Here is a 25,014-nt window from a genome sequence, read left to right on the forward strand (position 1 = left end):
TTTCATCAACTTTCCCCTTCTTCTGCCATCTCAGGTGCTTTCCAACTTGTGAAAACGATATTAGTTCCCTTTCCCGAAACGAGCGGCGAAGGGATATGACGCCTTTGCAAATCGGCGTTAACGCGAGTCCGTGCCATCAGCTTCTCGGCGGCAGAGCCAGGTTCTAAGCACCCCGACTCTACCGGAAATCACCGATGGCTATGAAATCCAGCTACACCACTCGCTGGGACACGATCCCTTTTACCTTCAAAACGTCTACCGTTCTGTAATGTAGCGGTGCCTATCGGATGCCTCGGTGTGGCCCAATCAAGGCGACACCTCTCCAGACCAACTTGGCACTCGAGGATCGGCAGCCAAACCGCACGAGCGCGCGATCGTACACATTCAGTCCAAGCGAGACGCCATCGTCCAGGTGGCAGATCTGGGCAACCGGAGATCTCTACTGCATGACTCCAAGCTTTTAACAGCGTCTGGAATGGCCTACGGACAGAAACGACGGCCCTACACCACACCGGGCCCGGCCTCTCCAGCTATGCTTCGATGATCCATTTGCGGCAGAGCACTGTGCAGCCCCACCGCTCTGCCGTTTTTCTTTCTGTGCCTAAACAACCGGTGGTTTGAATGGCAGTACGACAGCCGTTTCGTGAGACGAATGGAAACGTTCCATCTCATCAAAAATCTCTTCGAAATCCTCGAGAACTTCCGCAGCGCGTGAAAGATCGGCTTCGAACTTAATTCTCTGGTCAACTAAAGCCCGCCGCGCAGCAATAACTTCAAACCGGTTGTAAAAGTATCCAAGGACAAAGCCGAAAGCGCAAACTGCGATCATGATGGCGAAGACGGAAACCATGGATTTATCTCATCAGGGTTCATTGGGGACATTCGAACCCTTCCGTCTGGATCTTGTTCCCTGTCGAAGCGAAAAAAGTTTCCGCTACGAAATTGCCCGTGCTCTGTCCCATTTAAGGGTGTGTTTCCGACTTAATCGCAGGAGGTTGCCATCGCGATTTCCGGCAGGAGAATGGCGATGCACGACATGTTCGACTTAGCGTTTTCTTGAATGCAGACATCTGCTCTACGGCGCGCTTTAACACATGTTGCCGAGAGGAGGTCGATGCATGGGGGACCGGGTGCCGTCCGTCACTAAACTGGCTGTCGTGAGTGTTCGTCTACTTAGCGCGGGTCTGATGATCTTCCGATATCGCCGCGTCGCAGCGAGGGAAGTTCGAAATCGTTTGCGGATAGCCTATGCTGTTATCAATTGCCGGGGCAACGCCGCCTACAGCTGATTGGCTGATCCGCCGCGATCTTTCCGTCGCCCCGTCACTGTTGGTGAGCTCAAGGCCATGCGCACACATGAGTCTCTTTCGATAGCCCGCGCCTGACCTTAGGGGCACCACGTCGAAGTGTTCCAACGGGAGAAATCACCCAACAGCCTTTCAGGCATCGATCAGACGGGCGCCACAACACTGCGTAATGGATCTAGGATCAAATAGTTCAAGCGCGATATCGCTAGACGACCGGTCATCCTGGAGCCATCTTGCTCAGGTTAGGCAACCTTTAGCATGGGACGGAGTTTTAGAATAAAAGGATAGTCCTATGTCGAACAGAAACGTTGTCGCCATCGGTGGCTCAGCTGGGGCAATCAAGCCACTAAACGCCATACTGGAGAAGCTGCCTCGAGACTTGAATGCTACGATCATCGTGGTCATTCACATACCCGCGGATAGCTCTGGCGTCCATACAGCGATCGCCTCCCGCAGCCCGTTTCCTGTAGTCATAGTGCAGGACGGGATGGCGCTGGAGTCGGGAAAAGTGTTTATAGCGCCTCCGGATCATCACCTCCTGCTGATCGGGGACGTCTTCAAACTTGGCAAGGGGCCTCGGGAAAACCTCGCGCGACCGGCTATCGATCCGCTCTTTCGTTCCGTGGCGCTTTCGGTCGGTCCAAGAGCGATCGGACTGATCCTCAGTGGAATGCTGAACGATGGCGCCTCGGGGCTATCTTCGATCAAGCGATGCGGCGGCGTTGCCTTGGTTCAAGCACCGAGTACCTCAGAAGCCGCCGCTATGCCGATAGCGGCCCTCGAAGCGACGCCGATGGACCTCAGCGCTGGCGCAGGTGAGCTTGCATCTGCGATAGCCAGGTACGTGCAAGAAGAAGCTGGTCCTGCTCGACCCGTACCTTCTGAACTGAGACTAGAGGTCGAGATTGCCGCTGGCGCTGCTTCCACGACGGGCAGCATGGGGAAACTCGGCCACCCGGTTGCATTAACGTGTCCTGATTGCGGGGGCGTCCTTTCCGAGATTGAAGGCTCCCATCCACTCCGATTTCGTTGCCAGGTCGGACACGGCTATACCGGCAAGGTATTGATGATGGAGAAGCAGAGCGCAGTGGACGAGGCGATGCGCGTGGCCCTGAGGATCGTCGAGGAGCGTGCCGAACTGATGTCTCGCATGGGACGGGACGCTCGTGCCTCTGGAAGAGAGGGGATGGCGGAAAACTTCCTTCAGAAGTCGGATGAATATCGAGCCCACGCCGATATCCTGCGGCAAGCCCTCCTGCAACTGATGGAAGGCGAGCCGGACGGCGCAGAGGAACTTGAAATTCCATCCTATGAAGGTCGTGCTGTGCTGAAGGAGGGGTAGCGGGCGGACGGAAGGCTACGCACGACGGGCGTACGATTAGGTTTGACGCCATGCGCGTTTTCTCGATACTCAAAGAGATAAATTCATATGAGCGACGCCATGACGGACGAAGAATACCTCCTGCCTGCAAACCGCAAGTTTATCCCTGTCTGTGCTATCGGCGCTTCAGCGGGAGGGGTAACCGCGCTTCAGGATTTGCTCCGCCTAGTGCCACCTGATCTCGGCCTCGCCTACGTCGTAATCCTGCATCTGTCGCCCGACGAACCGAGCGCATTGAGTGAAGTCCTGGCGCAGCATACGCGCATGCCTGTTCATCTGGTTGGTGAGTCGCCAAAGCTCAAGCCGAACTGCGTCTTCGTCATTCCGCCCGACCGTGAACTTGTTATCGACGGAGACAGCATCACAGCCCGCGGGTTTACCGAGCCGCGTGGGCAGCGCGCGCCGATCGACATGTTCTTCCGCTCTATTGCTGCTGCCCGCGGGGACGGGGTTGCGATGGTCCTGTCAGGCGCAGGCTCGGACGGCGCGCTGGGGGTCACTGCCGTCAAGGAGGCCGGCGGCGTCATTATGGTCCAGGAGCCAACAGAGGCAACTTTTTCCTCAATGCCTCAGAGCGCGATCGCAACAGGCGCCGCAGACTTTGTCGCACCAGTCGCACGTTTGGCAGAACGGTTGGCGGAGGTCGCCCATAGCAAGGAGGCGGTGCGGTCATTGGATATGATCGGCGCCGCCAATGACCTTCGCCGCATCGTCGCCTTGCTACGAACTCGTGTGGGCCACGATTTCTCAGGGTACAAGCGTGCAACGGTCATGCGCCGTGTGGTTCGCCGGATGCAGGTGTGCCGCAAGGACACGCTGGCAGATTATGCCGATCACCTTCTGACCACGCCGGAGGAGGCCCAAAACCTCTTCTCCGACCTCCTGATATCGGTGACGACGTTTTTCCGAGATGAACAGGCATTTGAGGCGCTTGCATCTCAGGTTCTGAAACCTTTGGTAGACATGGCCGACCATCATGAAGAGGAAAGCATCCGGATTTGGGTGGTTGGTTGCGCTACCGGTGAGGAGGCTTACTCCGTAGCTATGCTGTTGCATGAGGAAATGGCACGACGGAAGATGAAGGTGCCCTTCCAAATCTTTGCAACGGATCTGGATGAGACAGCATTAACGACAGCAAGGGAAGGCCGCTATCCGCGCGCTATCGAAGCTGACGTGACGCCAGAAAGGCTTGCGCGCTTCTTCATCGATGAAGGAACACACTTTCGGGTGCGAAAGGAGCTTCGCGAAAGCGTGCTGTTTGCAAAGCACAGCATTCTTAAAGAACCGCCGTTCATGCGGCTCGACCTGATCTCCTGTCGCAACCTTTTGATCTACCTCGAACGAAGCCTTCAGGCTCAGGTGTGTTCGATCTTCCATTATAGTCTGAGGCCCGGCCGCTACCTGTTTCTAGGATCGGCAGAGACAGCCGACGTCGCGACAGACTTGTTTGCCCCAGTCGACCGGCACGCACGCCTTTACAGTTCCCGACCGCAGTCGAGCCATCTCCTGCCCATCCTGCCGCAGTTCGCAGCGCCAGAGCAGGCAAACCACACAGAGCGCCCCACGCCGATTGGAACCGAACGGTCGGGGTTGCCGGCCGCCTTGCATGTTGCGGCCCTGGAGCAAAACGCGCCCGCAAGTGTACTTGTCGATGACGGGCAGAATATCCTTCACCTGTCTCCGACGGCCGGTCGCTTCCTCTTCCTCTCGGCGGGGCCCGTCTCAAGGTCGCTATCGTCCGTGGTAAAACCGGAATTGCGCCTTGATCTCAGACTGGCATTGGCCCGTGCAATCGAACAAGGCGAGCCTACCATCACTTTGCCGACCGTCGTCGCCTTCGAACAGCATCGTCGTCGCGTGTCTATGCACGTGACACCGGTGGCGACTGAAGCGCAGCGTGGCAGCCAGGCGCTCGTCTTTTTTCTCGATGGCGGCGAAGTCCGAGATGGTGAGGAGGCCGGCTCCACCGGTGAGGCGAGGCCTGACGAGGTGAGGCGCCTTTATGCCGAGCTCAAAGCAGCGCAGGAGGCTTTGCTCATCAGTCGGAACAGTCAGGAGTCTTCGATGCAGGAGCTTCGGGCGGCCAATGAAGAGCTGCAGTCGATGAACGAGGAGTACCGTTCCACAGCGGAGGAGCTGGAGACTTCGAAGGAAGAACTTCAGTCGATAAACGAAGAGCTTCATACGGTCAACGCAGAGCTGAAAAGCAAGCTGGAGAACATCTCGGCGGCCCATAGCGATCTACAGAACCTGTCGGCCGCCACCGAAATCGGCACCCTCTTCCTCGACCAAAACATGCGCATCAAGATGTTTACGTCCCCGATCGCGGACCTCTTCAACATCACCAGGCATGATATCGGACGCGCCATCACCGACTTTACCCACCAGCTCAACTATGACGACATTCGCGTCGATGCGGAAAAGGTCCTGAAGGATTTGATCCCGATCGAGCGGGAGGTCAGCAGCAAAGGAGGGCAACGATTCGCCATGCGGCTGCGACCCTACCGCACCGTGGAAGACCGCATCGACGGTACGGTCGTGAGTTTTGTCGATATATCTGAACGTGCACGCGTTGAAACCGCGTTGCGGGAAAGCGAGGAGCGCCTGCGTCAATTCGGCGAGGCATCCCAGGACGTCCTCTGGATTCGTGATGCGGAGACTATGCAGTGGGAATATCTAACGCCCGCTTTCGAAGCGATCTACGGCCTTGACCGCGAGGCGGCACTGCGTGGCGATAACATGGTAGGCTGGCTGGAGCTGATCGTCCCTGATGACCGCGAACTCGCCGCGGCTAATCTCCGGCGGGTGCGCGACGGCGAATGGATGACCTTTGAATACCGCATTCAACGGCCGGTTGATGGTGCAATACGATGGCTGCGAAACACGGACTTTCCAATCAAGGACGAAGCCGGTCGCGTCGGCCATATTGGCGGCATCGGTCATGACATCACCGAGATCAAGGAGACGGAACAGGCACTCGCGGCTGCCGAACAGAGACAGCGTGTTCTCCTTGAAGGTATCCCGCAGTTGGTGTGGCGCGCCATCGATGGCGGTCACTGGACCTGGGCAAGTCCGCAATGGACACAATATACCGGCCAGCGCGAAGAGGAGAGCCATGGACATGGGTGGCTGGAGCCGGTGCATCCCGATGACCGGGACGTTGCGAAAACAGCGTGGTCCGAGGCTTTGGCTACAGGAGGCTTCGAAGTCGAGTATCGGCTGCGTCAGAGCGAGACAGACGCCTATCGCTGGTTCCACACACGGGCAGCCTACGTACGGGACAAAAAGGGCGCGATCGTTGAGTGGCTTGGCACGTCCACGGACGTTGATGACATCCGAGGCCTGCACAAACGCCAGGAGGTGTTGGTCGCCGAACTGCAGCACAGGACCCGGAACCTTCTCGGCGTTATCCGCTCAATGGCGGACAACACGGCTCGTTCGAGCAGCGGCCTCGAAGACTTCCACGACCGTTTCAAAAACCGGCTGGAAGCCCTGGCTCGCGTCCAGGGGTTGCTATCGCGACTGAACGAGCATGATCGGGTCACCTTTGACGAACTGGTCAGGGTTGAACTCGGCGCCATGAACGGTTCCAGCGATCGCCTATCGCTTGAGGGGCCGGACGGAATCCGCTTGCGTTCATCTACAGTCCAGACCCTTGCAATGGCCTTGCACGAACTCGCCACCAATGCGGTCAAATACGGAGCCTTGGGCCAGGACGCGGCGCGGCTAAATGTTCGCTGGTCGCTGGAGGTCGATGGAAAGGGTAGCCAACCGTGGCTGCACATCGACTGGCGCGAGGAAAATGTTGCGATGCCTGCTCTGGGATCAATGCCGACTGGCACGGGGCAGGGTCGGGAACTGATCGAACGCGCGTTGCCGTATCAGCTCAAGGCGCGAACAAGCTATACGCTTGGCGACGACGGTGTGCATTGCACGATCTCGATTCCTGTTTCTAAAAGTACCGCTGCGGGTGATGACGATGGCGTGTAAGGGGCTGTCGTGTTCCGTGTCTGCAGTCCTGGAACTTCACCTTTCCCGCTTGGTTAGAGCCGGCTTTATTCGGAGATCTACATGACCGAGCCTGCCGACTTGAGGGGCAAGAAAATCCTCGTCGTGGAAGACTAATACTTTCTCGCCACCGATATTGTGCGCGCCCTGACGGCAGCAAGGGCGAACGTCCTTGGCCCATGTCCGGACGCTGAAGCGGCGCGCAATGTTCTGGCCGAAGAGATACCATCAGCCGTGCTTCTGGATATCACCTTGGCGATGGCGCGGATTTCGGGTCGCTGCCGCGTTGGTGAAGCTCAAGATTCCGTTCGTTTTCGCGACCGGTTAAGATCCGGAAGTCATTCCAGCAGAATTTTCGACCATCCCATGCCTGCAAAAGCCCCTTCGCCTCAATGAAATCATTCAGACGTTTGGAGGGGATCTCTCGGTTAAGCGTGCATCCGTTCGATGAGGTGGGTGCTGGGCTCAACGTGGGAGCGCATTCTGGATTGGCCCCAGTGCGAAGCAATTTTCTCATCAAGCGGCAATAAAGATTTCCAACCAGCAACGACAGGCCTATTGTCATCATCGATCGAGTGAGATCGGACGGCATTGGTGCCGTTAGAAGATTATACCGCTTGATGAAGACTGGGCATGTTCAAGCTCAAGGTGTCGTGAACACATGACGCAGCCGGTCATTGTTCCACGAGCAGACCCTAATTGCATTACGTCGCGTGCCGAACGCCTTTGCCAGCTTCTCAGGAAGAGATCTACAGAATCCCTAGCGACGGAGGAAAACGCCTCGCCAACGCATTGAGCACGGGAGCCTGACGAGCTGAATACAACTGGGTCTGCTTGATCGTTGCGACTGCCTGCTCCTTTGCAGGCAATCGTTCAAATGGGCGATCGACCGACACGGTGGGGGAACGGTGACGAAGCGTCACGCGAGTTTCGGGGAGGTCGGATTATCCTGTTCTTGGCACCCTCCCCAGGGCCGCTCCCTCAAGTTACTAGCTAAGTGATGTCAAGTCGTTCCAGTGACTCAGACGCAAATCGTTCGGCCAAAGGAGCGTGATTGGTGATGTTGGTGGGCCTAGCACGCTGCCGAGCAGCATTTCTTGCGATCAACCCTTGCAATTTGAAATCCTTATGGAACACAGTTGGCTGTCGGAAGTTCGATAAGGTTGGAGCTGTCGCTTTCGACCTGCCTGCCGTAATGTATCCCAGGCGGACGAACGTGGTGGAAGCACCCCACTGACGGAGACTGTCGCGAAAGGCCGAATGGAGACGGTTCATGCCCAAGGGAAATCTGGAAGGCCGCCGCATACTCGTGGTCGAAGACGAATATATCCTGGCGAGCGAGCTGTGTGATGAACTGGAACGTGAAGGAGCCATCGTTGTCGGCCCTGTCGGTCAACTGGAAAAGGCGATCGAGCTAATCGAGGCCACCGATCGGATCGACTACGCCATACTTGACGTCAATCTCGGTAACGAACCCGTTTTTCCGGTTGCTGATCTGCTTGCCAAGCGAAAAGTGCCGTTCGTCTTTGCCACCGGCTATGATGCCTCGATAATGCCGCCGAGGTTCAGGGGCGTTTCCACTTGGGGAAAGCCAATCGATCTTGGCAAGGTGAGGGCCATGATGCTGAGCGATTGATTCCGGCAGTCGTTACCGCTACAGATACCGCCAGTTTCTGAGCACAAATCGTCGAACGATTCCCCTCCACGGCACATCACCGTCTACATATTTCTTCTCGAACGCCGGGAACAAGCCACGCTGCGGGTAAGTGGCGCAATCGGAGGCTTGGGGCATAGCGGCGTCGGGATCAGGTTCGTCGGCTTTTGGGCTTGTCCGTTTTCCAGCTTGCTTTGTTCGGCGATTAGGCTGCCGTCGTCCATCCCAGCGGGCCGGTGGCTATCCTTGGGCCAACTTTGGCACCTCGTCCCAACATGCACGGCGTGCTGGCCGCTCCTCTTTCGTATCGTTTAATATTATACAGGTGAAAAACGATACCAAAAATGTGTTTGAAAATCCCCTATAATTGCATTTGATCTCTGCCCTTTCTGGGAGGGAGAATACTGCATTTCCTATACTAAAGATCTACATTGTGAGCCACTCTAGCGTCGCCATTTACTGCCGGGAGTGGCGGCTTTTTTATTGACCCTTAAAAAACCGCCTCAAACCCTGCATCCTTTTGCCCGCACCTGCGTTGTTCGGTTACCGTAAAAAGGAGCAAGTTGATCATGCGCGGAAGCAGCACAAAATCGGGCAAATGGGGCCTCTCCAGCAGGCGGAACGAACTGGAGGATTCTTTCGAGGGTCTACAGAATGACGATGGGAACGCCCCTCGAAGTACGTCCAAAGAGGAAAAAGTTGGTCTGTCCCAAGCTGAAGAGCTTCGCCGCCTCACCGCCTACGTCGCACATCTCCGAGAACAGGTGTCGGAGGTGGAAAAATCCCGTGTTTCGGATTTTAAACCGGTCTCGCATTCCGCGGGTACCACTGTTGGCCTCGCGATTCTCGTGGGCATCACCTCTTTTAGGCTAGGTATCGTTTTGCGCCGGATGTCGCGGTTTGCATAGCTAGCCGGGCGTCTCGCCGTAGGTCGCCGCGGCGCCAGCCGCGACAATCATTTTCCATTGAATTAGCTTTTCAGCAAATTCACCGAAGGCCAAAAAACGATAGAATTGCGATGACAATCACGACGAGTCCAACGATGTAGATTATGCGGTTCATGACGGGTCCTTTCTATCTGAACGTGTCAAAACGCACAGGTGGGTTTATTGGTTCCCCGCATTTTCCGCAGTGGCTGCGTGCGACCCACTGGCTCACTAATCGCGGCCGCGTCTGTGCACGATCTCGACTTCACAGTTCCAGTTGGACCTTGTAGAGCCAAAAGCCATATCGCAGTTTCGGACTGCAATGTGCCAAGGCGGGATATGGTGTTCAGGGATCACCCGCACATATGATGACATTTGAATATATCAACTTCAAGTCATCCCCTTCCCTGCATCTTAGGCGTCACTGCGAGTCGAGACCCGGATTGGTAGCCAAGGGAATCGGTTCGCGATCCATTTCGGGAGGACGTGGACTGTCTGTGACCAAAGATGCAGCGCGTTTGCCGTTGATCTCGCGTTTTGCCTCGAACGAGTGGTCCTCGTAGCGCCCGGTGGCTTATCGTTCGGTCTCCGACAGCGAATAAGCTCGTCTTCAACAAGCTACTCCTTGTCTATCCTCCATTGAGAAACTCTTGACCAGGGAGGCCATCTCACAGCACCTCGCATCCATGCCGGCGGCCCATTCGGCTGAGGGCGGGGGGACGCATGGAAGGGCGCGCCATCATCAAATCACAGTGGGTCCGATGGTGCCGAACGGCCAATGCCGCATTAGTTTCGAACCTGGAAGATTATTTTGATGGAGCGCAGTGCCAATTTATAAGCCTGTGGCCGGGGGCAGCCACTGGCTCGCTTCAATTGCCGGATCGGGCGCAGGAAGCGACCGACGTTGTAGGGACCGTCGGCATGCAGAAACCGCGCAGCCAGCCGATAGTTTCACCGTGTTATTATCGCTTCGGTTTCTGTTTTTCGTCAGGGCTCTTGCCGTCAGAACTCCGTGAGCGTTCTTCAACGCGCGCTGCCCCCTTGGCAAAATCCGAGCCCTTTCGAGATTCAATTTTTTTCTCCTCCCCAGCGGCACTTCTGCGCAGGCCCTTGGCAGCTTCCTTGCCTTGTTTAGTCGGAGCTTGTTCGACACCCATCGGTACCTCCTCCACGTAATATTACAATGTTCTGAAACGGCGGCTGATTGAGTTTGTTCCGCGTCAAGGCTCTGATGCGATCGCTCTATGTCTCCTAGTGGCCCATATTCATTCTTCAGTGCTTAGTCTTCGGCCTTCCCGGCGCACTATTTGTCAGGCGAAGTGAGAAACTGCCTCCCTAACGAAATGAAGAACTGCCCCCTCGTTTCAGAACGAGGAGAGATGGATGATGAGCATGATTTCAGCGCATCCTGCATTGTCGCGGACAATGCAGGGCGAAGATATGCTTCAGGCTGATGAGGTGGTGGCAATGTTGCGGCTTCACGAGCTTGGTTGGGGTGCCAAGCGCTTATCAAAAGAGTTTGGCTGTGCTCGCAACACTGTCCGGCGATATTTGCGGGAGGGCGGAGCAGCCTCATTCAAGAAGCCGGTTCGCCGCACTGCCTTCGATGGCTTGGTTGATTGGCTGCGCGAACGCTTCTTCCGGCACGACGGCAATGCCGATGTGATCCGGCAGGAGCTGGCCAGCGAGCATGGAATTATCATCGGTTTGCGCTCGGTTGAGCTTCGGGTCCGGGAATGGCGGCGCGAACTCAAAGCGCAGAAGCGGGCAACAGTCCGGTTTGAGACGCCACCAGGCCGTCAATTGCAGATCGACTTTGGGCAGACTCGTGTCTGGATTGGCGATGAGCGAATCCGGGTAAACGTCTTTGTCGCCACGCTGAGCTATTCCCGACGCATCCATATACGTGCCTCACTGCGAGAAGGACAGACCGACTGGTTCGAGGGCATGGAAGGCGCGTTTCTTCGGTTCGGCGGCGTTCCTGGTGAGGTTCTGCTGGATAATGCGAATGCGCTTGTCGAGCATCACGACGCGGTTAGCCGGGAGGTGCGCTTCAACGCACGGCTATGGGCATTTGCACGTTACTGGGGCTTCATGCCACGCGCGTGCGCTCCATACCGGGCCCAGACAAAGGGAAAGGATGAGCGCGGGGTCGGCTACGTCAAGAAGAACGCCATCGCAGGTCGCCGGTTTAAGAGCTGGGCCTCCTTCGAGGCACATCTGGATCGTTGGATACGTGAGGTCGCCGATCAGCGCGACCACGGCACGACTGGCGAACCTCCAATTGAGCGCTTCGCTGGCGAGGTCGATGCCCTTCGGCCTCTGTCAGGCCGTGCACCGTTTGGTCAGCTGCGCGATCTCGTGCGCAAGGTGCAGGCAGACTGCGCCATCGATCTCGACACCAACAGTTACTCCGTACCCTGGCGTCTCATAGGTGAAAGCGTCCAGGTCGTTGTACTTGCGGGTCGTGTCATCGTCCGCCACGCCGGCCATGTCGTAGCTGATCATGCTCTGTGCCAGGGACGGCGACAACGGATCGTGGACCGGACCCACTTCGTCGGCGTTGCGGGTATCGAAGGGCTGGTTCGTTCCGCTCCAATCGAGACGACGCCAGCAGCCCTGCTGCGCCCGCTTGCGGAATACGAGGCTGTGGTTGGAGGTGGCTGGTGATGACAACCGTAGACAATGATCTACTCATCGCAACGCTCGATCGCCTGAAGCTGACAGCAATCCGCGATCAACTCGACAGCCTGCTAGACGAGGCCGCTCGCTCGAAAATGACGCTGCGCGAGGCATTGGCGTTCCTGGTATCGCGTGAGATTGCACGGCGCGACGAGCGGCGCTTCTCCATGTCGAGCAAACTGGCGCAGTTCCCGTTCGTGCGTGGACTCGACGGCTTCGACTTCGAGGCACAGCCATCGGTGGATCGTGGACAGATCAGAGAGTTGGCGACCTGCCGCTGGATCGCTCACGGCGATACAGTCTTATTCCTGGGGCCACCCGGAACCGGAAAACTCATCTTGCCGTCAGTCTCGGCCGCGAAGCGATCCGTCAAAATTACAATGTCCAGTTTGTGACCGCAGCCACACTCGTCGCCATGCTGGCAAAGGCCCACAGCGACGGAACCCTAGACAAGCAATTGACGACCCTGTCACGACCGAAACTGCTTATCATCGATGAGCTCGGATATCTGCCCTTCGAAGCGAACGCGGCTCACTTGTTCTTCCAACTGGTCTCTCGCCGCTACGAGAAAGGATCAATCCTGATTACCTCAAATCGATCAGTCGGTGAGTGGGGGAGCGTCTTCGGAGACCCTGTTGTCGCCACCGCGATATTAGACCGCCTTTTGCACCACTCGACAGTGATCACCATTCGAGGTGATAGCTACAGGCTTCGCGAAAAGCGCCGTTCCGGCCTTCTGCAGAAGACCGGAACGGCGCTCGAGACAAACGAAACAGCAAATCAATGAAGGGGGTCAGTTCTTCGTTTCGCCTACGGGGTCAAATCTTCACTTCGCTTGACACTATTCATTCGCCCACCTGGCGATTATGCGACGAAAGCGTATGAGGCAAGATTCAGCAGCGCTACCGCATCGAACCGCGAAGAGCGATCAATGTAGGCGGCTGGTATAGCCGCTATTCCCGATTTCATGGCGCGGAATCAAATCAAGCCTCGTGAAAACAAGGCTTTTTGTCCGGATAATTGCTGGTTTGGCAGGACGGTCCCTAATAGCCAGCTCCTGAAGGAAATTACCTCAACGCGGGGAGGGACAGAGGGGAGCAATGCGCCCTGCGGGTATGAGGAATGTTTGTGCGATCGGCACTGATTGTAATCGGTCTACCAGCGGGGACGACAATCGTTCTTCACATTCTGTCAAAAGGCGTCTTCATCGTCTTTCGGGATGACGTGCCACGCTTTCTGGACCTTACAAGGATCAAAAGACTGCTGTAGCCGTCGGCGAGATATACTGCCAGAAGCTTGGATGATTGCCGGGTCTAACCTAACGATCGGAGTTAACGCGCGTCGGCAACATCAACCTCAGCGATAACGGGTCCAGAGGGCACCGATGATGTTGATGTAGCGGCGCATTCTGATACCGGAAAATAGGCTGGGTTCATCATTGATCAACGCCGCATCAAACCAAGTAGTGGTCACCGATCCCTGGGGTCACCGAATGTCCTTTGCCGTGGCCGTGTGTATCGGGCCTCCCGTGGAAGATCGTCGCGCAGATCAACAAACGGCAAGCGTTCTTCGTAAAAGCCGTGGGCGACCGGTTCGAAACGAACGGGATCATCCATGAAGCCGATGCACAGGTAGGTTTCGCCCGGAAGACCGGCATCCTGATAGGCGATTGACGTTCCGCAATCCGCGCAGAAAGACCGCAGAACGCCGCGTGTCTTCGAAAACACCTTCGGCCGGCCCGCGACATAGGTAATTTGATCCGCCTTGTATCCGATCCAGATGGTCATCGGACTGCCTAGCGCCTTGCGGCAGTCGCGGTCATGATCCCAATTGATCCAGAAAGGCTTGCCGGTCACCTCAGCCCTGATTGCGCCGCAGAAGCAGGAGCCATATTCAATCCTGGACATCACAATCTCCGATGAAATTAAACTGAAGCGGGCGGGCGGCCTTCTTTGCACCGTTCGTGTTACCTGAGACTCTCCGAGCTGGGTAAGGACCGTTAGGGCTGCCCATCGCCTCCTGCAGCTCCGTAAATCTGTCCGGTCGCATAGCTTGCGTCGGACGCTGCAAGCTGCACATAAATCGAGGCCAATTCCGAAGGTTGTCCGGGACGACCGAGTGGCGTGTCGCCGCCGAGCTTCGTGAGTTTCTCCATCGTAGCTCCGCCAGACACCTGCAGCGGGGTCCAGATTGGACCAGGAGCCACGCCGTTCATCCGAATTCCCTTCGGCCCGAGTTGACGGGCCATCGACTTGGTAAAATTCATGACGGCCGCCTTTGTCATCGCGTAGTCGACAAGTCTTCGGATGGATCGTGGGCACAGGAGTGAAATGGATGATCACGGAGCCAGGCTTAAGATGCTTCAAAGCGGCTTTGGTCAGAAGGAAAGCCGCGTAAACGTTGGTTTTCATCGTCGCGTCGAAATCTTCGTAAGAGATATCTTCCAACGTCGGCTTGGTCTGTTGGCGAGCCGCATTGTTGACGAGAACATCGAGACCACCCAACGCGGCCACAGCATCTTCAACAAGCTTCTGGCAAAACTTTTCGTCGCGGAGGTCGCCTGGAAGAGCGACAGCTGCGTTCGGCTTTCTCAATAAGAACAACAACTTGCCGAGCATCCTCTTCTTCTGCAAGAAGGTAGTTAATAGCGACATCAGCACCTTCCAGCGCGTACGCGATAGCTGCCGCCCGACCCATACCGAACTCCCTCCGGTAATGAGTGCTTTTCGCGCATCAAGACGGCCTGATCCCTTGTAGCTCTCCTCTCCGTGGTCCGGGACGGGATCCCTTTTGGACGCGAGGCCGGGCCATGGCTGTTGTTGCTGTTTGAAATCTGACCTTGGTAGACGCGGCGATTAGTGAAGCTGGAAACGCCCCCACGGTAGCCGCGAGCGTGGTGCCGGCCACGAGGGTCCAACCTTGCGAATCCCCCATGGTTCCCCCGAGCGATCAGAATTTTCAAACTTACGAAAAATTGCGATCAGGCCCTCCACAGTGTTCAGACCACCGGCCCGGCGTCACCGTAGATGTTTCAGGCGGACGTGACCTCGAACAGATTAGATTTTCCCAACAACCCCAGTGCCCTACCAACCGTTTCGCTCCGACGCGACAAAACCGCTATCGCCTATCTGGGCTCATGCACGAGGTTGAGATATGTGTCGTCGAATTCAGCGATTTTCGTAAGTTTGATCCAGTCCAGAATAGAGACCTTTTGACCATCCCATCGAAATACCCCATCTCGCCGAAGGCTTTGCAACGTCTTGTTAAGATGCACTATTGAGATACCTAGGACGTCAGCTGTGACCGCCTGCGACAATGCCAAATGGAAGCTGCCGTTGTCTGTTTTTCCGACGATCTTCAGTCGAATATACACTTCACAAATCAGGTGGGCGAGGTGGGCCTTGGTGCTGCGTCGGCCCATGGAGGCGATCCACTCACGGTGGATGGCGCCGTCGATCACTGTCAGCAGCCAAAGCAGGCGCGTGAGGTGAGGCATCGTTTCCGTCGTACGCTGCAAATCCGAATGCGTGGCAATCGCAATGCGGCATCGCGACAAGGCTAACACGCCCTGATCCATGGTTTTCAGAAGGAAAGCATGAAGATCCATAAAGTCCCCGGGCACATGCAAAGCCGTGATTTGTCGTTTGCCATCGTTCATCACGCGATAACGCGCGGCGATACCGTCAAGCAGCAGCACCGAGGTCATCGGCCGCGACCCTTCCGGAACGATATCTTGACCGGGCGCCACTAGTCGCTCGCTCGTCACAATCGTTGCAAGATGCGCAATCTCCTGCGCATTGAGTTCGTCGCGAGCATTTAGATTGTCTATCAGAACGTCAATCATACGGCGCCTGACTACAGTTTCTTGCTTTGCAGCGCCGGACAGGGGAACAATCGTCCGCGCCCTTCATTTGTGACGAAGGGAGATATGCAATGACGCGGTATTTTTTCGATATTGATAACGGCGATGGCTTCATACCGGACCAGATGGGCAAAAACCTGGACCGAAATGTCGAAATCACGGACGAGATCGCGCAGATTGTGACGGATATCTCCAACGACGAAATCAACGGGAGAGATGATTTCCGCGTGAAGGTTTCAGTCCGAGATGAGGCCGGAAACCCCATTGCTGTCTCAACTATGACTTTCGCCACGGAATGGCTCAAGAAGGAAAGTTGATGATGGAACGCCGAAAGACCTCTGGCCGTTTGCCCATGGCAAGTGCCGTTTGTTAGCGCCAGGCGATGTCTTGCGCTTCCGCTCGTGATCACACAAGAGCACGTTTCAGTCATATGCACCTCCCCGCCTTCACCACCACAAAAATCCGTCTAACCAAGCATTTCGCAGATTGTTCCCAAGGCAACGGAAGTGGATCAGACCTCTAGCGGGAATCGACACGCGAGATGTCGCATCTACTTTCGCGTTCAAAGGGAACCTATCGACGGTTGGCTGGTTCGTGTCTTCATCGGATGTTTTTGCCGTGCTCGTTTGTCACACGTTGAAGAGCGGACCGTGGCTCGACTTCGTCACCTTGAGGATAAATGCTATCTCGTTGTCGAGGATGAATTTCTTGTCGCGTTCGCCCTCTCCGACGCGCTTGTCGGTGAGGGCGCACGGATTGTCGGCCCGGTGGGACGTCTCGATGAGGCGCAAGAACTTCTTGAGAACGAGGGTTGGCGTATCAACGCGGCAATTCTTGATGTTAATCTCAGCGGAACGACTTGCTTTTCCCTGGCGGATTCGCTCAGCGATCACGGCATGCCAGTTGTGTTCGTAACAGGCTATGATTCCTGCATCCTGCCGGAAAGGTTCCACACTGCGCGGTGCGTCCTGAAGCCCTATGACACAGAAAAGCTGGTTACCTTGCTGCCCAAACTGTAACAGACATCATCAATTCACGAGAGGCGTGACGGCGAATGCACTCAACGGACCCTTTACGACTATTTGCCGGCAAACGAATTCTTGTCGTGGAAGATGAATATTTTCTCGCAGATGACACCCGCCGAACGTTAGTGAATTTGCAAGCGCTTGTCGTTGGACCCGTCGCAACGGTAGCGGATGCTCTGGCTCTCATCGGAGGACAGGAGATTGACGCGGCCATGTTGGATATTCATCTCGGCGATGAACTCGTGTTTCCGGTCGCTGATAAACTTGAGGAAAGGAACATCCCGTTCGTGTTTGCTACGGGCTTCGATCCATCAATCGTACCGCAAAGATTCGCGGGCTTCGTGCTTTGCCAGAAACCGACCGAGCTACAAAAAATTGCCCGCGCCTTGTTCGACCCCCCGGGCAATGAGGCGATGAATTAACCGGCGGCAGATCAATCCAGCGCTTTACAGAGCATGTTACGGGCACGGCTGACGCGGCTTTTGATTGTCCCTATTGGACAGCCGCATTTATTGGCCGCCACCTCATAGCTGACTTCCTGAATAAAAATCAGCTCGATGACCGTCCGAAACTTTTCCGGGAGCTTGTAAATAGCTTCCTCAAGCTCCTGGGCTCTAACGAAGTCCTCCTGGGAAGGCTTGATCGAAATGCGATTTTCGCAGTCTGGGGTCAGGCCCACCTGTTCCCGTTTCGTCAAGCCGTACCTTGTGCAGAAGGTGTTGCGCATGATCGTGAACAGCCACGATTTCATCCGCGTTCCGGCTTCGAACTTGTCTAGATTGTTGAGGGCCTTCGCCAAAGTTTCCTGATCATCAACATCATTGGGCGAATTATGAAAGCGTCGGGCAAAGTTTCGTAGCGCCGGAATATGCGACACCAATTCCGCCTCTATGCGATGTTCAGGGCTACTTGTCATAGTCGCCTCCAGATCATCAAACGGCCTTCTGCGCAGAACGTTCCGCCATGGACGCAAAAGAGTGGGCGGCGTGCCATCTTTCTTCGTTGTCAACTTATTGGTACTCGGATCACTCTTAATCTGTCAGATCGTGCACGCGGATATTGTGCATTGGTAGCGTTCCGAGTTTCTCTGCGCGAATGTCTTCAAGGCGAGGTCGGCTGCCTGAAGTTCGAAGTCATTCGAAACCGCGGCCTCTTGCGCGAATTCCTGAGGAGATGGGCTTTTCTGCGCCAAGACAGGGGGGCGGGCATAACAAAGAGTATCGCCGCCAAAATTGTGTTGTTGGCCATAAATTGCAGGTAGTAGCGAAACGCGGCCTTGATCGAAAGTTCCCGACGAATGCGCGCGTTCCGGCGTTTTCACACGATAGCTGCGGAAGTGGATCACCATTCCAGACTACCAATCAACTAGCCTCGCATTCCTCGATCAAACCCTATTCGCCTTCGATCCAGGGACGATTTCCATTGGATGTCTACGGAAACTCAGATCGAGGGAACATCAATGCCTTTGTGCAGTTCGTGCTGAAGATTGGCGGTGATTAATGGACATTTCAAACAGCGACCAGCCATCGTCTACTGCATCCTGTCAGCAAATCGGTGCTTTTTGCATCCGTTCGCAGGACGATGGCCCAGAAATTTTGATGATTACCACGCGCGAAACGAAGCGGTGGATGATCCCGAAGGGCTGGCCCATTGATGGACTTGCTCCTCACGAGGTCGCAGCGCGCGAAGCCTGGGAGGAGGCCGGCGTCCTCGGCAAGGTTAAGCGTAAGCTCTTCGGCAAGTTCCGCTATGCGAAAATCTTGTCCGATGGGAGCCAGGTCGAACCTTTAGTCGCAGTATACATCCTGAAAGTTCGACGTCGTAAAAAGAAATTTCCGGAAATGACCGAACGAGACCTCGCTTGGATGAAGCCGCATGACGCTGCTCGAAAAGTTCGAGAACCGGAGTTGCGGAAGCTTCTTATGATGGTGTCCCGCCGATTTGGCGCGAGCCAGGAACGGATCCCGGCTTAATCGGTTCATGGACACTGGAACGAAAAGGCGCAACTTCCCGCGTTGCACATAGTCGCGTGATGTTTCTGCAGCACGCCTTGGTGCTCAACGGCCATTTTTGTTTCGGTGACGTCTTCAGCGATGCCGCCAACGCGCTCCATATTGCCTTTCCGGTCATAGAGTGGAAAGTCTGTGTTCCTGATCCAGCGGAACGAGCCATCGTCTCGCCGGATGCGCAACTCGTGGATGGCAGGTTCACCGTCGCGAGCCTGCTTGATGTGATCCATAGCGGCGTCCCGATCTTCGGGTACGATCTTTGCGGCCCAGCGTTCAATCTCCGATGAGAGCCTCGGGTGCAGTTCCGTAGATCGTAGCAATGGCAGCGCTGACGAACTCCATTCTCAGCGTTTCGGCATCCCTGATCCAGAGGCCGGACGCAGATGCATTGGCAAACTGTTGGAAGCGTTCCTCGCTGCGGCGGAGGGCGGCTTCTGCGTTGGCACGTTCTACCGCAGCCCAGGTGCGCTCCGCCACATCTTCAACAAGGGAGATTTCCTGTTTTGTCCACTCACGCGGTTGCCGATCATGCAGCGTCAGGGTGATTGCTATCCGACCCTCTCTCAACAGAGGAACAGAGATTGCTGACGGAGAAGCTGCGTTACGCAACACATCGCGCTGCTCGTCCGTAATCCGATCGTCAGCTTCGATATCGGTGAGTATGACATTTCTTCCACTGCGGAGGAGATCTACGAGTTTCACGCCGTAGGCATTCATCAAGAAGCGCCGGACAAGCAACGGCCCCGACCCAAGGGATTCGCCTCGAACTTCGGCTATTTCCGCTCCCGGCGTATTGTCTATCATCACCGTATATTGAGCGCGACTGCCGTTAAGCTCCTTAACAAGCAATCTGCAGGCCTCATCGGCCACGAGGTCGGGATCGGTTATGGCGCGAAGAGCGTCGCTGAGCTTCAGCAGGAAGGCCTGACGATCATCGCTCTCACGCAGCGCCACCTCAGCGCGCTTGCGCTCAGTAATGTTGGTGAAAAGCACGGCGACCCGGTTTCTTTCGCGATCCAGCGTGAAGATATTAAGGTCGAAGACCCGATCAAGCGTCGGCTCCGCCTCCTCGATGCGAATCGCCTCGCCGGTGTCCAGCGCTCGCCCGTAGAGCTGCGTCCAGCGCGGATTAGGTGCGCCCAACAACTCAGTCGCGGTCTGGCCGACGGGATAGGGCATGCTGGTATGGGCGATGAAGGCAGGGTTGACCTCGACAAAGCGGAAATCCACCCAGGCCCCGGCCTCGTCCTTCAGCACATCGACGACGGCATAGGCCTCGTCCATCGACTCGAACAGCGCGTGATAGCGCGCCTCGCTTTCGCCGAGCGCTTCTTGCGCCCGCTTCGCCATATCAATGTCGCCGATCACGGAAACGACGCCGGTTACATTGCCGCCGTGGTCGCGGATAGGGGCAGTGGCGACCTTAGTCCAGATCTCACGCCCCCTCTCGTCGGTGAACAGCATGTCCTGGCCGGGAGTTACGATTTCACCCCGTAGCGCCCGAGCGCTTGGCCAATCCTCAGGCGCCAGTGCCGTGCCGAGCGGGTCCCAAGCACGCCAGCGGAATGTATTTTCCGCGTCGCGCGATGCAGTGACGCTGTTCGGCAGGAAACGGCGATACTCGGCGTTGGAAAGGATGACGCGCCCGTACATGTCGACCACGGCGACCCCCGCAGGGACGCTTTGGAACGCGGCGGCGAGGCGAGCTTCGCTTTCCCGCAAGGCCTCGGTCGATCTCTTCTGCTCGGTCACATCCGTATGCGCCCCAACAAGCCGCACCGCCTTGCCGTCAGCATCGCGCTCGATGTCAGCGCGTGCATGGATCCAACGCACCGAGCCGTCCGACGGGCGGACGATGCGATATTCGCTGTCGTAACTGAGGGTGTCGCTCTCTGGTGCATCGAATAGGGCGCGTTCGGCTCCGTCGCGATCATCGGGACAGACCCTGGCCAGCCAGTCGGAATGGCTCTCCTCGCGGCCGTCCTGGGGCAGACCATGAAGACGTAGATACTCGGGCGAGCGGGTGCTACGCAGCCCGTGCGCGATATCAATGTCGAGCCCACCGACCTCTCCGATCCGCTGCACCCGTGCAAGATCGGCCTCACGCTCGCGCAGGGCTTTTTCGGCCTTCTTTCTGACGGAGATCTCGTCGGACAGGATGCTGAACCGATCGCCAGCCTGTGGATATATTTTTGCTTCGTACCACCTGCCGGTCGTGGCCACCTCGTTCTCGACTTGCCCTGGAAGGCCGCTGCGCGCGATGCGGTCGTATTCCTGTATCCACCAAACGTCGAGATCGGGGATCATCTCGAGTAAAGTCCGGCCACGCGCCTCGGCCACGGAGATGCCGGTCAGGCGCTCATATTGCGGGTTCAATTCGAGATAACGGATATCGAGGGGGCGGCCATCCGGGCCACGGATGATCTCGAGTTCCGCATAACCTTGGCCCATCGTCTCAAACAGCGAGCGATATTTCGCCTCACTTTCGCGCAACTCCGCCTCGGCGCGCTTGTGAGCGTCGATGTCAATGTTCATCCCGGCCCATTTCTCGATACCTCCCGCTGTATCGATCACGGGAGCGGCGCGGACATTGGTCCAACGCCACCCCCCGTCCGGGGCACGGAGGCGAAATTCGGCGTTGACCAAGCTGCGTGCCGCCATCGCCTCTCGCCACTGCCGCTCGGCATAGGCACGGTCGTCTGGGTGGATTGCGTCCAGCCACCCGTATCCAAGCCAACCATCCTCTGTCTGACCGGTGTAGGCTCGCCAGCTGGGGCTGTCGGCCGTGACAACACCTGCGGCGTCAGTCTCCCAAACGGCTTGAGCCCAGGTGCCAAGGAGGAGACGATGCCGCGTATCGCTTTCTCGCGCAGCCGCCTCAAGTCTGGATTTCTCGGCCAATTGCGCCTCGGCCCGAGCCAGGCGCTCCTCCAGCAACCTTATGGTTTCGGAAGCCTCCATCAAGTATGTCTCCCATTCCAGCAGTATGATGATGCCCGAGACAGTGGAATCTTAACCCATCTTCCATGTTTGGCTATGATGCCTCCTGCCTTGAGCCGATAAGGGACCTGGCAGACTACGGCGGTTGGATCGCTTCTGCCCATTTGTTTGGGAACTGGACGGCTCGTAGACGACATGGGGCTGTCCTATGGTAAGGGCCGTACAGCTGATCTTCCACCCCGACGCGCGGACAACGCTGAACCAATGGCGGATCCCGGCGTTGAGAGCCCATGACGACTGATCCTGACAGGCCGCGCGGGAAAACGAATGGAAAGATTCGTTCCGAATCTTTCGCTTGATGGAGCGAGTGGAAATAGTTGTTTCTCGTGAATTGCCATCCCTATCGGAACAAAGCGCGGATGTGCTGGTTAGGGCACCACGTTCAACCGAGGTACTCTTTCCGTGACCCCAAAAATCCTGAAATTTCTGGCACTTGCATCTGCGTTCATTCTCCCGCTCTGCTTCGGCGGTGTCGGCCATGCGGCAGATGTCGCGAAGCCGACCGCCGAAATGCAGGCGGTTCTCGACAAGCTTGCGGCTCTTGAGGCAAAGCCATTTTCGACGTTGACCGTACCCGAGGCACGTACCCAGGCAAGCCCTGCCGATGCGGCTCACGCCGTCCAGTGGGAAAAGCGAATCTCATCCGAACCCGAAGCACAGGTGACCACGAAGGATATCGCCATCCCGTCGAAGGCCGGCACCCTTGCGGCCCGTGTCTATATCCCCAGCGGCAAGGGGCCGTTCCCGGTCGTCGTCTATTATCACGGTGGCGGGTGGGTTGTGGCCGATATCAATGTTTACGACGGCGCACCGCGCGCGCTGTCGCTCGGCGCCAATGCCATTGTTGTTTCGGTCGAATACAGGCATGCGTCCGAACACAAGTTTCCGGCAGCGCATGACGACGCTTGGGAAGCTGGCTGAGCAGAAGGTGAAGGACGTCGATGTCAAGGAATTCGCAGCCGCGATGATCAAGGATCATACTATGGCGGCCGAAGAGCTGAACAGGGCCGCCAAGCTGGACGATGCGCCGGCGAAGCTGTCATCCAAGCACGCCGCCATGCTCGAACTCCTGAAGGGCGCGTCCGACAAAGACTTCAAGCCGCTCTACATCGAAATGCAGACGGTGGGCGCATATGGAGGCAGTTTCGCTGTTTGCCACCTGTGCCAAGGGCGGCGACGACGAGGCGGTCAAGGCCTTTGCAGTCAAAACACTGCCCAAATTGGAAATGCACAAGATGCATGTGATGCACCTAGTGGCAGCTCACTGATCCGATCGCCCGTGATGAAGTCCGATCTCTTCGATCGGGCTCTCCTTTCTATCCCAATGGTCCGGGAGGTCCCATGAATATCCGTTTGTCCGCACTTTTGTTGTCCGCTTCCGCCTTGACGTTGTCGTTGCCTCCGATGTCTGCTGCACAGGTTAAGGGAGCAGTGGGCCGCGCCTCTGATGTCGTCATCCAGGGCTCGATCCTGGAGCCGGAAAAGCTTCAGGTGAAGGACGACGCCAAGCTCACGGCGCTGATCAAGGCACCTGAAGGCTTTAAAGTGGAGGTCTTCGCTCGCGACCTGATCAATCCGCGCATGCTGGCGGTCTCCGACAAGGGCATCGTCTATGCCACGCGCCGGTCCGTTGGTGACGTCATTATGCTCAAGGATGCCGACGGCGACGGCAAGGCGGATGGGGCCGTTACGGTCGCGAGCCGCCCCGGCATGCATGGCATTGCCTTCGACGGGAACACGGTTTTCCTGGTGACGATTCATGATGTTTACACCGCCGACTTCAAGGAAGACGGAACGTTCGGCCCGCTAAAACGCATCATCAACGACCTGCCGGATGCCGGACAGCATGCCAACCGCACGCTCGGCATTGGCCCTGACGGCATGCTTTATATCGGCTCGGGCAGCACCTGCAATGAATGCCAGGACGACAATCCTGAAAACGCCACGGTACTGCGGGCGAAGAAAGACGGAACATCGCGCTCGATCTTCGCCAGCGGCCTGCGCAACACGATCGGCTTCGACTGGGAACCGACAACGGGCGCGCTCTACGGTATGGATCACGGCATCGACTGGCTCGGCGACGAGGTCCAGGTCGAGGAACTGAACCGCATCGAGCAGGGCAAGAAATATGGCTGGCCGTATGTCTTTGGCATGGGAGGGCTGAACCCGCGCATGGATCCGCCCGAAGGTGTCACACTCGAAGACTGGGCGAAGCAATCCACCGAACCGGTCCTCGGTTACACCGCCCACAGCGCACCGATGCAGATGGCGTTCTATAACGGAAACGCTTTTCCAGCAGATTATTGGGGCGACGCCTTCATAGCTATGCGCGGCTCTTGGAACCGCCGTCCCCCGAGCGGCTACGAGATCGTCCGGGTCAATTTTGAAGATGGCAAACCTGTTGCCTTCGAGCCTTTTCTCCAAGGCTTCCTGCTTCAGCAGGAAAACGGCAAATACGGTTATCTCGGACGCCTGACGGGAGTGGCCGTCGGCAAGAACGGCTCGCTGTTCGTCGCAGATGACAGCAACGGCACGATCTACAAAGTCTCCTATAACGGCGAGGCGACGGCAAAGGCTGCAGCCGGGGGTACCATTCCCAATGTCGTCACTGACATGCCGGCGTCGAAGATCGCTATCGACCTGATCGATGCCAAGGGCAGCGAACCCATCACTGTGAAGTCCGCCTTCGAAAAGGACGACCCCATCCCACTGCAATATGCCGCCGACGGCGACAATGCTTCGCCCGCGCTTGACTGGAGTGAAGCGCCAGAGGGCACAAAGTCCTTCGTAGTCATCTGCGACGATCCCGATGCCGCCGAGCCAAAACCCTTCACACACTGGATCGCCTATGACATCCCGGCGGCCACTACGAAGCTGCGGGAAGGCATTCCCGGATCGCCCATCCTTCAGGAGCCGAAGGGCATGAAGCAGGGCGCCAATAGCATGGGGTCGACTGGTTACACAGGGCCAAAACCGCCGGCCGGCGATCCAGCCCATCACTATCATTTCCAGGTCTTCGCGCTCGATATCGAAACGCTTGGGCTGGAGCCAGGCGCGAAACGGGATGCGGTGCTAAAGGCGATGGAAGGACACGTGCTCACCGAAGGTCAGATTGTCGGCACACTCGAACGCAACATGGCATCGAAATAAGGAGACGCGA

General features: G+C 56.9%; 19 protein-coding genes and 2 pseudogenes. 12 read left to right on the forward strand and 9 right to left on the reverse strand.

The features are described from left to right. Nucleotides 1–601: 601 nt before the first annotated feature. Entirely contained in the window at nucleotides 602–850 is a 249-nt protein-coding gene (locus ASC96_RS16210) for a hypothetical protein (RefSeq protein ID WP_060504184.1), read from the reverse strand. 749 nt (nucleotides 851–1,599) lie between these two features. Here ASC96_RS16210 and ASC96_RS16215 point away from each other — a divergent pair. The 3 genes from ASC96_RS16215 (at nucleotide 1,600) to ASC96_RS16225 (ending at nucleotide 8,332) form a co-directional block, all read left to right on the forward strand. Beyond that, nucleotides 1,600–2,649 (forward strand): chemotaxis protein CheB, encoded by a 1,050-nt coding sequence (locus ASC96_RS16215; RefSeq protein ID WP_060504185.1) that lies wholly within the window; start codon nucleotides 1,600–1,602, stop codon nucleotides 2,647–2,649. Nucleotides 2,650–2,736: 87 nt separating this feature from the next. Then, entirely contained in the window at nucleotides 2,737–6,678 is a 3,942-nt protein-coding gene (locus ASC96_RS16220) for a chemotaxis protein CheB (RefSeq protein ID WP_060504186.1), read from the forward strand. Nucleotides 6,679–7,969: 1,291 nt separating this feature from the next. After that, entirely contained in the window at nucleotides 7,970–8,332 is a 363-nt protein-coding gene (locus ASC96_RS16225) for a response regulator (RefSeq protein ID WP_060504187.1), read from the forward strand. Nucleotides 8,333–10,238: 1,906 nt separating this feature from the next. Here the strand turns inward: ASC96_RS16225 and ASC96_RS16235 are convergent. Then, nucleotides 10,239–10,433, reverse strand: a complete 195-nt coding sequence (locus ASC96_RS16235) for a hypothetical protein (RefSeq protein WP_060504189.1) — start codon at nucleotides 10,431–10,433, stop codon at nucleotides 10,239–10,241. A 226-nt stretch (nucleotides 10,434–10,659) separates the two neighbouring features. On the opposite strand from ASC96_RS16235, the gene istA reads away from it, so the two are divergent. Both istA and istB read left to right on the forward strand, forming a co-directional pair. After that, entirely contained in the window at nucleotides 10,660–11,946 is a 1,287-nt protein-coding gene (istA, locus tag ASC96_RS16240) for an IS21 family transposase (protein ID WP_060504190.1), read from the forward strand. Continuing rightward, nucleotides 11,946–12,745, forward strand: a pseudogene (gene istB, locus ASC96_RS16245) (IS21-like element helper ATPase IstB). The gene istA and the pseudogene istB overlap by 1 nt, the downstream one beginning before the upstream one ends. Before the next feature lie 682 nt (nucleotides 12,746–13,427). On the opposite strand, the gene ASC96_RS16250 reads toward istB, so the two are convergent. The 3 genes and pseudogenes from ASC96_RS16250 to ASC96_RS16260 all read right to left on the reverse strand — a co-directional run bounded on the left by ASC96_RS16250 (nucleotide 13,428) and on the right by ASC96_RS16260 (nucleotide 15,802). After that, nucleotides 13,428–13,865 carry a GFA family protein gene (locus ASC96_RS16250; RefSeq protein WP_060504191.1) on the reverse strand — a complete coding sequence of 146 codons (438 nt, stop codon included), beginning with the start codon at nucleotides 13,863–13,865 and terminating at the stop codon, nucleotides 13,428–13,430. A gap of 92 nt (nucleotides 13,866–13,957) precedes the next feature. Further along, nucleotides 13,958–14,801 (reverse strand): annotated as a pseudogene (locus ASC96_RS16255) (SDR family oxidoreductase); the annotation flags it as partial. Between the two features lie 281 nt (nucleotides 14,802–15,082). Continuing rightward, nucleotides 15,083–15,802 carry a Crp/Fnr family transcriptional regulator gene (locus ASC96_RS16260; RefSeq protein ID WP_060504192.1) on the reverse strand — a complete coding sequence of 240 codons (720 nt, stop codon included), beginning with the start codon at nucleotides 15,800–15,802 and terminating at the stop codon, nucleotides 15,083–15,085. Nucleotides 15,803–15,891: 89 nt separating this feature from the next. On the opposite strand from ASC96_RS16260, the gene ASC96_RS16265 reads away from it, so the two are divergent. The 3 genes from ASC96_RS16265 to ASC96_RS16275 all read left to right on the forward strand — a co-directional run bounded on the left by ASC96_RS16265 (nucleotide 15,892) and on the right by ASC96_RS16275 (nucleotide 17,267). After that, on the forward strand, nucleotides 15,892–16,137 hold the full coding sequence (locus ASC96_RS16265; protein ID WP_060504193.1) for a hypothetical protein: 246 nt from the start codon (nucleotides 15,892–15,894) through the stop codon (nucleotides 16,135–16,137). A gap of 189 nt (nucleotides 16,138–16,326) precedes the next feature. Beyond that, a complete protein-coding gene (locus tag ASC96_RS31765; protein WP_200956627.1) occupies nucleotides 16,327–16,839 on the forward strand; it encodes a response regulator in 513 nt (170 codons plus the stop codon). Nucleotides 16,840–16,874: 35 nt separating this feature from the next. Continuing rightward, a complete protein-coding gene (locus tag ASC96_RS16275) occupies nucleotides 16,875–17,267 on the forward strand; it encodes a response regulator (protein WP_060504195.1) in 393 nt (130 codons plus the stop codon). Between the two features lie 11 nt (nucleotides 17,268–17,278). On the opposite strand, the gene ASC96_RS16280 is transcribed toward ASC96_RS16275, so the two are convergent. Then, the gene (locus tag ASC96_RS16280; RefSeq protein WP_060504196.1) at nucleotides 17,279–17,761 is read right to left on the reverse strand and encodes a sigma-70 family RNA polymerase sigma factor; all 483 of its coding nucleotides are present in this window, start codon (nucleotides 17,759–17,761) and stop codon (nucleotides 17,279–17,281) included. Between the two features lie 123 nt (nucleotides 17,762–17,884). Further along, nucleotides 17,885–18,193 (reverse strand): hypothetical protein, encoded by a 309-nt coding sequence (locus ASC96_RS32680; RefSeq protein WP_156397535.1) that lies wholly within the window; start codon nucleotides 18,191–18,193, stop codon nucleotides 17,885–17,887. Nucleotides 18,194–18,344: 151 nt separating this feature from the next. On the opposite strand from ASC96_RS32680, the gene ASC96_RS16285 reads away from it, so the two are divergent. After that, entirely contained in the window at nucleotides 18,345–18,818 is a 474-nt protein-coding gene (locus ASC96_RS16285; protein WP_060504197.1) for an NUDIX hydrolase, read from the forward strand. A 5-nt stretch (nucleotides 18,819–18,823) separates the two neighbouring features. On the opposite strand, the gene ASC96_RS31770 is transcribed toward ASC96_RS16285, so the two are convergent. Together ASC96_RS31770 and ASC96_RS33365 are read right to left on the reverse strand one after the other, a co-directional pair. Beyond that, nucleotides 18,824–19,174: a PAS domain-containing protein gene (locus ASC96_RS31770; protein WP_280140013.1), complete on the reverse strand. Its 351-nt coding sequence runs from the start codon at nucleotides 19,172–19,174 to the stop codon at nucleotides 18,824–18,826. After that, complete coding sequence (locus tag ASC96_RS33365; RefSeq protein WP_060504199.1) at nucleotides 19,128–21,815, reverse strand: PAS domain S-box protein; 2,688 nt, start codon at nucleotides 21,813–21,815, stop codon at nucleotides 19,128–19,130. The genes ASC96_RS31770 and ASC96_RS33365 overlap by 47 nt, the downstream gene beginning before the upstream one ends. A 441-nt stretch (nucleotides 21,816–22,256) precedes the next feature. Between ASC96_RS33365 and ASC96_RS16300 the strand changes: the two genes are divergently transcribed. The 3 genes from ASC96_RS16300 to ASC96_RS16310 are packed head-to-tail and all read left to right on the forward strand — an operon-like array spanning nucleotide 22,257 to nucleotide 25,004. Next, nucleotides 22,257–22,775, forward strand: a complete 519-nt coding sequence (locus ASC96_RS16300; protein ID WP_060504200.1) for an alpha/beta hydrolase — start codon at nucleotides 22,257–22,259, stop codon at nucleotides 22,773–22,775. 7 nt (nucleotides 22,776–22,782) lie between these two features. Next, complete coding sequence (locus tag ASC96_RS33370; RefSeq protein WP_200956629.1) at nucleotides 22,783–23,199, forward strand: DUF4142 domain-containing protein; 417 nt, start codon at nucleotides 22,783–22,785, stop codon at nucleotides 23,197–23,199. After that, nucleotides 23,196–25,004, forward strand: a complete 1,809-nt coding sequence (locus ASC96_RS16310; protein ID WP_060504202.1) for a YbhB/YbcL family Raf kinase inhibitor-like protein — start codon at nucleotides 23,196–23,198, stop codon at nucleotides 25,002–25,004. Before ASC96_RS33370 ends, ASC96_RS16310 begins: the two co-directional genes overlap by 4 nt. The last annotated feature ends 10 nt before the right edge of the window (nucleotides 25,005–25,014 follow it).

This window comes from Rhizobium sp. Root1204, assembly GCF_001424965.1.
In the GTDB taxonomy this organism is placed as follows: domain Bacteria; phylum Pseudomonadota; class Alphaproteobacteria; order Rhizobiales; family Rhizobiaceae; genus Pararhizobium.